The 12,444-nt window shown below is 62.9% G+C and carries 8 protein-coding genes; 4 read left to right on the top strand and 4 right to left on the bottom strand.

Annotated elements, in window-relative coordinates; genetic code table 11:
- Positions 1–11: 11 nt before the first annotated feature.
- From ACD590_RS33025 to atzF, 3 genes are read left to right on the top strand one after another with little or no spacing between them, the layout of a single operon-like run.
- Positions 12–662, top strand: a complete 651-nt coding sequence (locus tag ACD590_RS33025) for an urea amidolyase associated protein UAAP2 (protein ID WP_439004255.1) — start codon at positions 12–14, stop codon at positions 660–662.
- Between the two features lie 3 nt (positions 663–665).
- The gene (gene uca / locus ACD590_RS33020) at positions 666–4,205 is read left to right on the top strand and encodes an urea carboxylase (RefSeq protein ID WP_018247026.1); all 3,540 of its coding nucleotides are present in this window, start codon (positions 666–668) and stop codon (positions 4,203–4,205) included.
- Between the two features lies 1 nt (position 4,206).
- A complete protein-coding gene (gene atzF / locus ACD590_RS33015) occupies positions 4,207–6,012 on the top strand; it encodes an allophanate hydrolase (RefSeq protein ID WP_018247027.1) in 1,806 nt (601 codons plus the stop codon).
- Positions 6,013–6,109: 97 nt separating this feature from the next.
- Here the strand turns inward: atzF and ACD590_RS33010 are convergent, their stop codons facing one another.
- Genes ACD590_RS33010 through ACD590_RS33000 form a run of 3 tightly spaced genes read right to left on the bottom strand, consistent with a single transcriptional unit; the run spans position 6,110 to position 8,657 of the window.
- Positions 6,110–6,520, bottom strand: coding sequence for a VOC family protein (locus ACD590_RS33010; RefSeq protein ID WP_439004254.1), 411 nt, complete (start codon positions 6,518–6,520; stop codon positions 6,110–6,112).
- Positions 6,521–6,538: 18 nt separating this feature from the next.
- The gene (locus tag ACD590_RS33005; RefSeq protein WP_018247029.1) at positions 6,539–7,636 is read right to left on the bottom strand and encodes a Gfo/Idh/MocA family protein; all 1,098 of its coding nucleotides are present in this window, start codon (positions 7,634–7,636) and stop codon (positions 6,539–6,541) included.
- Between the two features lie 10 nt (positions 7,637–7,646).
- The gene (locus ACD590_RS33000; RefSeq protein WP_018247030.1) at positions 7,647–8,657 is read right to left on the bottom strand and encodes a Gfo/Idh/MocA family protein; all 1,011 of its coding nucleotides are present in this window, start codon (positions 8,655–8,657) and stop codon (positions 7,647–7,649) included.
- A gap of 366 nt (positions 8,658–9,023) precedes the next feature.
- On the opposite strand from ACD590_RS33000, the gene ACD590_RS32995 reads away from it, so the two are divergent.
- The gene (locus ACD590_RS32995) at positions 9,024–10,184 is read left to right on the top strand and encodes a fumarylacetoacetate hydrolase family protein (protein ID WP_018247031.1); all 1,161 of its coding nucleotides are present in this window, start codon (positions 9,024–9,026) and stop codon (positions 10,182–10,184) included.
- A 63-nt stretch (positions 10,185–10,247) separates the two neighbouring features.
- Here ACD590_RS32995 and scpA read toward each other — a convergent pair whose 3' ends face one another.
- Complete coding sequence (gene scpA, locus ACD590_RS32990; protein ID WP_439004253.1) at positions 10,248–12,386, bottom strand: methylmalonyl-CoA mutase; 2,139 nt, start codon at positions 12,384–12,386, stop codon at positions 10,248–10,250.
- Positions 12,387–12,444 lie beyond the last annotated feature (58 nt).

Below are 12,444 nucleotides of genomic sequence, written 5' to 3'. Positions count from 1 at the left end.
GGAGGATGACGATGACCGATTTCATCAAGACTTCAGCTTCGCGCAGCCTCGAAAACGCCGTGCAGGAACATTTCATCCCGGCCGAAGCGCCGTGGTCCGGCATCGTGCGCATGGGTCAGACCATCCGCATCGAGGACAGCTACGGCCAACAGGCAATCGATACACTGTTTTATCGCGCCGATGACTTTGCCGAGCGTTATTCCAACCAGGATACGATGCGGGCGCAAGGTGGCGCCTATATCGGCACCGGCACGAAGATCATCTCGAACGAGGGCAACGTCATGCTGGTCATGACGGCCGATAGCTGCGGCCGGCACGATACATCAGCCGGCGCCTGCTCCTGCGAGAGCAACACGGTGCGTTTTGGCCACGGAACCAAATACCTCCATGCCTGCCGCGACAATTTCGTGATCGAGGTGACCAAACACGGCATGAGCAAGCGCGACATCGTGCCGAACATCAATTTCTTCATGAACGTGCCGATCAAGCCGAACGGCGAGATGACCATCGTCGACGGCATTTCCGCGCCTGGCGACTATGTCGAACTGGTGGCGGAGATGGACGTGCTCTGCGTCATCTCCAATTGCCCGCAGATCAACAATCCCTGCAACGGTTTCGATCCGACGCCGATCCGGGTGCTGATCTGGGACGGCGAGGACTGATCGATGTTCACCAAGGTTCTTATCGCCAATCGCGGCGAAATCGCCGTCCGCGTCATCCGCACATTGAAGAGGATGGGCATTGCCTCAGTCGCCGTCTATTCCGATGCCGATCGATTCTCGAAGCCGGCGCTGACCGCTGATGAGGCCGTCCGCCTCGGCCCGGCGCCTGCTGCCGAAAGCTATCTTGACGTCGATGCCGTCATTGCCGCCTGCAAGGCGACGGGCGCTGAGGCCGTGCACCCAGGCTACGGCTTCCTCTCGGAGAATATCGGCTTTGCCGAGCGGCTCGCCGCTGAAGGCATCGCCTTCATCGGCCCGCGCCCAGAGCATCTGTCGGCCTTCGGCCTGAAGCATACGGCGCGCGAATTGGCGAAAGCGAGCGGCGTGCCGCTACTGCCCGGCACCGATCTCTTGCAGAGCGTCGACGAGGCGCTTTCGGCTGCCGAGACCGTCGGTTATCCCGTCATGTTGAAAAGCACGGCCGGCGGCGGCGGCATCGGCATGCAGCTCTGCGCCGATGCGGCCGGCCTCAAGGCCTCCTTCGAAAGCGTGCAGCGGACCGCGCGCGCCAGCTTCGGCGATGCGCGCGTTTACATCGAGCGTTTCGTTGCCGAAGCGCGCCATGTCGAGGTACAGATCTTCGGCGACGGCAAGGGCGGCGTGATTGCGCTCGGCGAACGCGACTGCTCGCTGCAGCGGCGGAACCAGAAGGTCGTCGAGGAGACGCCTGCGCCTGGCCTTACCGCGGAGACAAGGGCGCGGCTGCACAAAGCGGCGGTCGATTTGGGAAGCTCGGTCTCCTATGAATCGGCCGGCACCGTCGAGTTCATCTACGATCCCCAGCGCCAGGAATTCTATTTCCTCGAGGTCAATACCCGCCTCCAGGTCGAGCATCCCGTCACGGAAGCTGTCTTCGGCATCGACCTCGTCGAATGGATGATCCGTCAGGCGGCCGGCGAGGATGTGCTCTCGGGTGCTGGGGGTCTGACGCCGAAGGGTGCGGCGATCGAGATGCGGATCTATGCCGAGATGCCGCATGCCGATTTCCGCCCGAGTGCCGGCCTTTTGACCGAAGTCATTTTTCCGGAAAGCACCCGCGTCGACGGCTGGATCGAGACGGGAACCGAGGTCACGCCCTTCTACGACCCGATGCTTGCCAAGCTGATCGTGGCGGCGGCAGACCGGCCGGCGGCGATCGAGAAGCTTAAGGCGGCACTCGCCGAAACATCGATATCGGGCATCGAGACCAATCTCGCTTATCTCAGGGCGATCGCCGCTTCCGAATTGCTTGCCAGCGCCAAAGTTAAGACGACGGCGCTACGCGACTTCGCCTTCGTTCCCGATGTCGTCGAGGTTCTCGCGCCCGGGGCGCAGTCAAGCATCCAGGAACTGCCGGGCCGGCTCGGCCTCTGGCATGTCGGCGTACCGCCGAGCGGGCCGATGGACGAGCGCTCCTTCCGTCATGCCAACCGGCTGGTCGACAATGCCGATTTGACGGCTGCGCTGGAGTTGACCGTTTCCGGTCCGACCTTGCGGTTTTATGCCGACCAGACGATCGCGCTTGCCGGCGCGCGGATGCCAATGACATGCGACGGCGTAAAATTGCCGCATGACGCCCCGGTGACAATCCGCGCCGGTCAGACTTTATCTATCGGTTCAATCGAAGGACCGGGACAACGCGCCTATCTCGCCGTCGCCGGTGGTTTTGCCGCTCCCGTTGTGCTCGGCTCGCGCGCGACCTTCGGCCTTGGCCAATTCGGCGGTAACGCCACCGGCACCCTGAAGACAGGGCATGTGCTGCATTTTGCCCGGCAGGTGCCGGCCGAACCGGTGAGACCGGCGACGGAGGCGGCGGCCTTGACGCGCGAATGGGATGTCGGCGTCGTCTATGGCCCGCACGGGGCTCCCGATTTCTTTCAGGACAGCGATATCGAGACGCTGTTTTCGACGGCTTATGAGGTGCATTTCAACAGCGCCCGCACCGGGGTGCGCCTGATCGGCCCAGCCCCGCAATGGGCACGAAGCGACGGCGGTGAGGCGGGGCTGCACCCCTCCAACCTGCACGACAACGCCTATGCGATCGGGGCGATCGATTTCACCGGCGATATGCCGATCATCCTCGGGCCCGATGGTCCAAGCCTTGGCGGCTTCGTTTGCCCGGCGGTGATCGCCCGCGAAGAGCAGTGGAAGATGGGCCAGTTCAAGCCCGGCGACCGTATCCGTTTTCATGCGCTGGCGCGGCCGGAAGACCCGATCGCCGGCCCGGCGGTGCGGCGGCCCTCGGAAGAAACAGGTTCGCCGATCCTCGGTATCAGCGAGGATGGCCCGGTTTCTGTCGTTTATCGCCGCCAGGGCGACGACAATCTGCTCGTCGAATATGGGCCGATGACGCTCGATATCGCGCTGCGGCTGCGGGTGCACCTGCTGATGCAGGCGGTCGTCGAGGCCCGCCTCCCTGGCGTCGTCGACCTCACCCCCGGTATCCGCTCGCTGCAGATCCATTATGACGGCACGCAGCTCACGCGCCGGCGCCTGCTCGGGCTGCTCTCCGAGATCGAGGCCACCCTTCCGGCAGCCCAGGACGTCACGGTGCCGAGCCGCATCGTGCATCTGCCGCTCTCCTGGAACGATCCGGATGCGGAACTTGCGATGCGCAAATATCAGGAGCTCGTGCGCCCGAACGCGCCCTGGTGCCCGTCGAACATCGAGTTCATCCGCCGCATCAACGGTCTTTCCGACGAACAGGCCGTCCGCGATATCGTCTTTGATGCCAGCTACCTGGTGCTCGGTCTCGGCGACGTCTATCTCGGTGCGCCGGTTGCGACCCCGACTGATCCACGCCACCGCCTCGTGACGACGAAGTATAATCCCGCCCGTACCTGGACGCCGGAAAATGCCGTCGGCATCGGCGGCGCCTATATGTGCATCTACGGCATGGAAGGACCGGGCGGCTACCAGCTCTTCGGCCGCACCATCCAGGTCTGGAACACCTGGCGGGAGACGCCGGCCTTTGCCAGGGGCAAGCCCTGGCTGCTGAATTTCTTCGACCAGATCCGTTTCTTCCCGGTCAGCAATCAGGAATTGACGGAGGCGCGTGCCGCCTTCCCGCATGGCGGTTATCCGATCAGGATCGAGGAGACGGAATTCTCCTATGCCGCCTATGAGAGGGAATTGCAGGCTAACGCGGCGTCGATCGGCCGTTTCAAGGCAACGCAGCAGGCCGCCTTCGATGCCGAACGCCAGCGCTGGAAGGACGCCGGGCTCGACAGCTTCGTCACCGATGAAGGCACCGGCGAAAGCCCGGATGGGGATATTCCCGACGGCTGCTTCGGTGTTGCCAGCGCCGTGCCCGGCAATATCTGGAAATTGCTGGTCGAGCCGGGCGCCCCGGTTGCGGCTGGCGATACACTTGCCATCATCGAATCGATGAAGATGGAAATCAACGTCACCGCCCATGCGGCAGGCCGCGTCCGCGATCTGCGCGCCGGGCCGGGAAGAAACGTCAAAGCCGGCGATATCATCGTCGTTCTGGAGGAATGCTGACATGCTGCCGACCATCCTCGATCTCTCAAGCCTTCGCGCCGCCTATCAATCCGGTCTGACGCCGCTCGATGCCATCGAAGAGGTGATCTCCCGCCGCGCCGCCGCGAAAGATCCGGCAATCTTCATCACCCCGGTGCCGGATGAGGAGCTGCGCGCTGCCGCCAAAGCCTTGATGGCACGCGCGCCTGAGGCAAACAGCCTGCCGCTCTGGGGCGTTCCCTTTGCCGTGAAAGACAATATCGATGCCGCCGGCCTGCCGACAACTGCCGCCTGCCCGGCCTATGAATATCGGCCGGAGGCGGACTCGACCGTCGTTGCCCGGTTGAAGGCGGCCGGTGCCATCATCATCGGCAAGACCAATCTCGACCAGTTCGCGACCGGCCTCAACGGCACGCGCTCTCCCTATGGCGCGCCGCGTTCGGTCTTCGATGCGGCCTATATCTCAGGCGGTTCGAGTTCCGGATCGGCGGTCACGGTGGCCTCCGGCCTTGCGGCCTTTGCGCTCGGCACCGATACGGCCGGCTCCGGCCGGGTGCCGGCTGCCTTCAACAATCTAGTCGGCATCAAGCCGACGCCGGGCCTCCTGCCGAATACCGGCGCTATACCGGCCTGCAAGAGCGTCGACTGCATCACCATCTTTGCTGCGACCGTCGGCGACGGTGTTGCGATCCGCAAGGTCGCCGAAGGCTTCGATGCCGCCGATGCTTTCTCGCGTCGCGCCGAACCGGCGAACCTGCCTGTGTCGGGCTTGCGCATCGGCGTCCTGACCGACGCCGAGCGGGAGTTCTTCGGCGACAAGGAGGTGGAGGCGCTCTACGATCAGGCGATCGAGCGGGCCAGAGCGCTCGGCGCGACCATCGTGCCTTTCGATTACGCGCCATTCCGCGAGGCCGCCGCCCTTCTCTATGACGGGCCGTGGGTCGCCGAACGTCTGGCGGCGGTCGAGACCTTCCTCGCCACGAACGCGGCCGATTTCGACCCGACGGTGCGGGGGATTATCGAAGGCGCCAAGGGCAAGACCGCGGTCGAGGCTTTCAACGGCCGATACCGGCTGGAAGAATTGCGTCGCAAGACCGAGGCCGAATGGGAAAAGGCCGACGTGCTTCTGCTGCCGACCGCACCGACCACCTACACCGTGGCGGACATGCTGGCCAATCCCGTCGTGCTCAACGGCCGCCTCGGTCGCTTCACCAATTTCGTCAACCTGCTCGATTGCGCAGCGATCGCCGTTCCGGCCGGCTTCGGCAAAGGTGGGCTGCCGGGCGGCGTTACCGTCATTGCACCTGCCTTCACCGACGATGCGCTGGCGCCGCTTGCCGATGCGCTGCACCGCGCAGCAAGCTCCGGCATGGGCATCGACCGGCAGGCAGCGATCCCCGAAGCAAGCCGTGTTGTGCCTGGCGATGACGGTTTCATCGAAATCGCGGTTGTCGGTGCGCATCTGACCGGCATGCCGCTCAATCACGAACTGGCAGGCGCCGGCGGGCGTCTGGTCAAGACCTGCCGCACGGCCGGCGACTATCGCCTCTTCGTTCTGCCTAATACCACGCCAGCGAAACCAGGGCTGCTGCGCGAACCCGGCCATAAGGGTCAGGGGCTGGAGGTCGAGGTCTGGGCACTGCCGGCCGATGCTTTCGGCAGGTTCGTCCAGAAGATTCCGGCACCCCTCGGCATCGGTAAGCTGACGCTCGAAGACGGTTCCAGCGTCTCCGGCTTCGTCTGCGAGGCCCATGCGGTGAAAGGTGCCGAGGAAATCACCGCACTTGGCGGCTGGCGCAACTACATCAGTGCCAAGCTGGCGAGCTGAGGAGAGCCTTGCATGGCAGCAAAACTTGTCCGGCGCCTGATCGATCTGCTGCGGGACGGTCTGACCGCCCGCAGCGAAGCGATCGGCAGCACCTGTGTCAGCCCTGGCGGCTCTGAGAGCGTTCGGCAAGCTCGACAATGATGCCGTCGGGATCGCGAACGAAGGCGATCTTGTTCAGCATCTCGGAGTGGACGGCGAAGCGCGGCCGCTCCTTGATCTCGACGCCCGCCTGTTCAAGGCGGGCAAAGACCTCGTCGACACTGTCGAAATGAAAGGTGAGGTGGCGGACGCCGGCCGTATCTTCAGCCACGTCGACCGCCCTCGACGCGCCGCCGGGCGGCGCAAAGACCTCCAGCATGCCGCCGCCTGCATCGAGGAACGCTACCTGCATGCCATTCGCCATCGTCTTGCGCGGCACGAGGCTGAGGCCGAGCAGGCCACAGTAGAAATCGACGGTGCGGTCCATGTCGCTGACCGTCATGCCGACATGCTCGAAGGATTTCAGCATGGGAAAGCCCTTCCCGGTTCAGACGGTGGCCGCAACACGCCATTCCCCGGCCGGAAGCCAGGAGCGATAGAGCGGATGATCGGCGGCGATCGGCATCGGCGTCGGTTGTCCGGTTCGCTGCGAGAAATAAGCGGCCGTTACCAGTTCCAGCGAATTGCGGGCGTCCTGCAGCGTCACCGGTGGGTCGGTATCCTCGACGATCGCCTTGTGGAAGAGCTCGAACTGACGGGTGTAGCCATCCTCGCCAGGCACATAGGCGGCGAGCACTTCGTCGATCCGCGCCTGATGTTCCTCTGTCCCGGCGACGAAAGTCCACGGGTCACGGCCCATCGTATAGGGTTCGATGATGCTTTCGGCGACGAGGTCGTTGAAGCAGAAGCGCAACCGCGAGATCTCCTTGCGCGAACCCAGCGTCATCGACAGCGTCGCCAGCGAGCCATTCTGCATCTTCACCGAAAGGGCTGCCGTATCCTCGACCTCGATCGGATTGACCAGCGTCGCCCCATAGGAAAACACCTCGGCGCAGGGGCCATGTACATAGTTCAGCATGTCATGAGCGTGGATGGCGTGGCCGAGAAGGCCGCCGCCCAGTTCGCTCGCCCATTTGCCACGCCACGGCACGGCATAATAATCCGGACCGCGCCACCAATGGGTTTCGATCGTTGTCAGGAACGGCTTACCGGCCAGGCCGCGCTCGATCAGCAGCTTCAACTTCTGCAGGCCGGAGCCGTAGCGATACTGGAAGATCGGCATCAGCTTCCTGCCGGGGTAACGATCGAGGATGCGCCCCATCTCGTCGACCTCGGCGATCGAGCCGAAGAGCGGCTTCTCGCAGATCACATGCTTGCCGGATTCGATGCCCTTGCGGCAAAGTTCGAAATGCGAGCTCGGCGGCGTCGAAATGTCGATGATGTCGAGATCGTCGCGGGCAAACAGCGCATCCGCATCCTGCGTGTATTCGCCAATGCCGTATTCCTCGCACAGCGCCTTGCCGCGTTCCTCGTCGAGCGAGCAGAGCACAGGAACCTCGAAAAGCTCCTTGTTCCAGCCGAAGCCGGCCAGATGCCGCGCAGCGATGCCTGCGCCGATGACGCCGACGCGCAATTTCCTGGTCATGATATCCTCCTCAGCGAGCGCCGATGCGCGCGGCTTTCGCCTGGGCTTCGAGCGAAAGACGGCAGACTTCAAAAACGTGATCCTGGGTCATCGCCGTCTGCGTGCGGTTGCCAACGTCGGCGGTGAAAGCGTCGAAATAATCGAGCTTTTCGCCGCTGCAATCGATATGGGTCATTTCCTTGCCGTTGACCAGGAAGAGGTGATCCTTGCCCGGCCGGCCGGCAATATCGATATACTTGCGCAGCTCGATGTAGCCTTCGGTGCCGAGAATGGTCAGGCGCCCGTCACCCCAGGTCGGCAGCGCCTCCGGCGTGAACCAGTCGACACGGACATAACCCGCCGCCTTGTCGGAGCGCAGAAGGACCTCGCCGAAATCCTCGAAGGCGGGCTTGTCAGGCATGCCGAAATTGCCGATCGAGCTTGCGATAACCTCGCCTGTGGTCGAGCCGGTATAGAACAGGAACTGGTCGACCTGGTGTGAAGCTATATCGACGATGATGCCGCCAAAGGCCTCGGGATCGAAGAACCAGTCCGGCCGGGTCGGCAGTTGCAGCCGGTGAGGACCGACGCCGAGCGTCTGGATCACTTTGCCGATCGCGCCTTCGGCGACGAGCTTGCCGGCCTTGACGGCGGAGCGCACGCAGTGGCGCTCGGAAAAGCAGATCGAGAAGATCTTGCCTGTCTCGGCAACGGTGCGCCTGACATCCTCGAGTTGGGCGAAGGTCGTCACGCCGGGCTTGTCAGTCATCACGTCTTTGCCCGATCTCATCGCGCGAATGGCAAGTCCGGCACGATCGCGGGGGATTGCGGAAATGCAGATGACGTCGATCGACGGATCGTCGAACAGCTTTTCCCGGTCAATCTGCGGCGCGTCAGGATAGGTCTTCTCAAAGGCCTCGCGCAGTGCCGGCACCGAGGTCTGCGGGCAATAGCCGACGAATTCGCCGCCTGAAGCAAGCAATCCCTTCACGTGATCGAACGTATGCCCATGGTCGATTCCGACGACGGCAAATCTCAACATCGCTACAATATCCTCCTGGGATTTTCGTGTGGCCGGCTGACGCCAGCCTCCTCCATGTTGGGCAAAACAGATAACGAAAGCCGGCTCCTGTCAAGGCGAGATAGAGGGCAAAATCGTCACAGCCTGTATTTAAATATTTGAAATATAACAGTTATTTTGTATCTAAATAGTTATTTTGTGGCCTTTTGCAATTGGATTCCCGAGGAAGCCCGCCGCTTGAGCCGAACAGGCAAATGTCTTTTTCCCCCGCGCATCTTGCCCCGTCTTCATGAATGTGATCGATTTTGGTCGTCGCCGGGTCGGAGGGCGGCAACACCCCGCAATTTTTAAAAGAGCTCTTCTCGCTCGCCTTGATGGAAGATCACCATGTCTCAAGCTCTTCTCGATGTCGCCGCTTCGGGTGGTCTTTTTGTCGGTCGAATCTGGAATCCCGAAGTAGAGGGACCGAGCATTGTGACGTTACGCGAGGGCATGCTGCTCGACATCACGTCGCGGGAGGCGCCGACGCTGAGCGCTCTGCTCGAGCGGCAGGATGCCGCCGCCTTCGTCCGTGCAGCAAGTGGCAAGGCGGTTGGCTCGCTGGCGGACATCGCCGCCAATAGTACCGGAGCTCCGGATCAAACGCGCCCTTATCTCCTTGCGCCCGTCGACCTGCAGGCAGTCAAGGCCTGCGGCGTTACCTTTGCGCAGTCGATGATCGAGCGCGTCATCGAGGAGAAGGCGGCCGGCAATCCGGAGCGTGCCGCCTCGATCCGAGAGCGTGTCAGCACGCTGATCGGCGGCAGCCTCACCAATCTCAAAGCCGGCTCGCCGGAGGCTGTCAAGGTCAAGCAGGCGCTGATCGACGAGGGCATGTGGTCGCAATATCTCGAGGTCGGCATCGGGCCGGATGCCGAAGTCTTCACCAAGTCGCCGGTGCTTTCCTCCGTTGGTTGGGGTGCGGATGTCGGCCTGCATCCGATCTCGACCTGGAACAACCCCGAGCCGGAAATCGTGCTCGCGGTCAACAGCCGCGGCGAGATCAAGGGGGCGGCCCTCGGCAACGACGTCAACCTGCGCGACGTCGAAGGCCGCTCGGCACTGCTGCTCGGCAAGGCCAAGGACAACAACGCCTCCTGCTCGATCGGTCCTTTCATCCGCCTGTTCGATGCCGGTTACAGCCTGGATGACGTACGCAAGGCCGAACTCGACCTGAAAGTCACCGGCCAGGACGGTTTCGTGCTGCACGGCAAGAGTTCGATGTCAAAGATCAGCCGCGACCCGACCGATCTCGTCAAGCAGACGGTCGGCGCCCATCATCAGTATCCCGATGGTTTCATGCTTTTCCTCGGCACGCTGTTTGCGCCGACGCAGGACCGCGACGCGCCAAAGCAAGGCTTCACCCACAAGATCGGCGATGTCGTCGAGATTTCCTCGGCAGGCCTCGGTGCGCTCGTCAACACCGTGCGCCTTTCCACCGAATGCCCGCCCTGGACCTTCGGCATTTCGGCACTGATGAGCAACCTCGCAAAGCGCGGGCTGCTCTAATTCTTTGATTTTGCGCATTTCCGGGCGGAAAATCGCGTCGCACTTTTCCTGGAAATGCTTCAGCTACTGGTTTCTTCGCCTGCCCTGCAGCAGATCGAGGACGGAGTTTGCCGCCTCGAGAACATTTGTCCCCGGGCCGAACACGGCTGCGACGCCGTGTTCGTGCAGGAACTCATAGTCCTGACGCGGGATGACGCCGCCGCAGACGACGATGATATCGCCACCGCCCTGTTCCCTCAGCCTGTCGATCAGCTGTGGTAGCAGCGTCCTGTGACCGGCCGCCAGCGACGAGACGCCGATTACATTGACCTTTTCGCTGAGTGCGACGCCGGCAGCTTCCTCCGGTGTCTGGAAGAGGGGACCGGCGAGTACATCGAAGCCGATGTCGCCGAAAGCCGAGGCGATCACCTTGGCGCCTCGGTCGTGTCCGTCCTGACCGAGCTTGGCGACCATGATCTTCGGCCGGTGCCCCATGGCTTCCGTCACCTCCGTCATGCGGGTCTTGAGCACGGCGAGTTCCGGCTCATTTTCATAGGCCTCGCCGTAGACGCCCTTGATGACTTCAGGGGTCGCGGCATGATCGCCGAAGGCAGCGCGCATGGCGTCCGATATTTCGCCGACCGTGGCGCGGGCTCGGGCCGCCGCGATGGCGGCTTCCAGCAGGTTGCCCTTGCCGCTCTGTGCGATCTCTACCAGGGCCGCCAGCGCCTCGCGCACGGCTCCGCCATCGCGGCGCCGCTTCGTTTCCTCGATACGTCTGATCTGCGCTTTGCGCACCGCGCTGTTGTCGATCTCCAGAATTTCGATCGGCTGCTCGGTGTCGAGCCGGTAGCGATTGACGCCGACGATGACCTCGTCGCCCTTGTCGACGGCCGCCTGGCGGCGCGCGGCCGCTTCCTCGATCAGCCGTTTCGGGAGGCCTTCCGCTACGGCCTTGGTCATGCCACCCAGTGCCTCGACCTCCTCAATCAAGGCCCAGGCCTTGTCGGCAAGCTCGGCCGTCAGGCTTTCGACATAGTAGGAGCCCGCCAGGGGATCGACCACTTTTGTCACGCCGGTTTCGTGGCTCAGGATCAGCTGAGTATTGCGGGCAATGCGTGAGGAGAATTCCGTCGGCAGCGCAATCGCCTCGTCGAAAGAATTGGTGTGCAGCGACTGCGTACCGCCGAGCACGGCCGACATCGCCTCGAAGGCCGTGCGTATGATGTTGTTGTAGGGGTCCTGCTCCTGCAAGGAGACGCCGGAGGTCTGGCAATGGGTGCGCAGCATCAGCGAGGACTGTTTCTTCGGATGAAACCCTTCCATGATCCGCGTCCAGAGCAGGCGGGCGGCGCGCAGCTTGGCGGCTTCCATGAAGAAGTTCATGCCGATGGCGAAGAAGAAGGACAGGCGGCCGGCGAATTCGTCGACGCTCAGGCCTTTGGCGATGGCGGCGCGGACATATTCGCGGCCGTCGGCCAGTGTGAAGGCCAATTCCTGCACCAGCGTCGCGCCGGCTTCCTGCATGTGGTAGCCGGAGATCGAGATGGAGTTGAACTTCGGCATCTCGCGGGCGGTATAGTCGATGATATCGGCAACGATCCGCATTGAGGGTTCGGGCGGATAGATATAGGTGTTACGGACCATGAACTCCTTGAGGATGTCGTTCTGAATGGTCCCCGAGAGCTCGGCCTGGGGAACGCCCTGCTCTTCGCCGGCCACGATGAAGGAGGCGAGGATCGGAATGACGGCGCCGTTCATGGTCATCGACACCGACATTTCGCCGAGCGGAATGCCGTCGAAAAGGATCTTCATGTCCTCGACGCTGTCGATTGCCACACCCGCCTTGCCGACGTCACCCTCGACGCGCGGATGATCGCTGTCATAGCCGCGGTGGGTAGCAAGATCGAAGGCGACCGACAGGCCCTTCTGGCCGGCCGCCAGATTGCGGCGATAAAAGGCGTTCGATTCCTCTGCCGTCGAGAAGCCGGCATATTGGCGGATCGTCCAGGGCCGGCCGGCATACATCGTCGCCCGCGGGCCGCGGGTGAAAGGCGAAAAGCCCGGAAGCGAACCAAGGTGCCCGGCGCCGTCGAGATCCTCGGCCGTATAGAGCGGCTTGACGGCAATGCCTTCCGGCGTCTGCCAGGTCAACGTTTCGGGCGAGGTGCGCAGTTCCTTTTGCGCCAGCTCCGCCCAATCCGACAGCGTCTTCTTCGTCATGCGGTTCCTCCGGCTTTTTTCATCCCAACCCTACCATTTCACAGGCTCCTCGTGCGAT

This window comes from Rhizobium sp. 862_C5_N1_2, assembly GCF_051811205.1.
In the GTDB taxonomy this organism is placed as follows: domain Bacteria; phylum Pseudomonadota; class Alphaproteobacteria; order Rhizobiales; family Rhizobiaceae; genus Rhizobium; species Rhizobium leguminosarum.
This window is presented reverse-complemented; position numbering and strand designations above follow the sequence as displayed.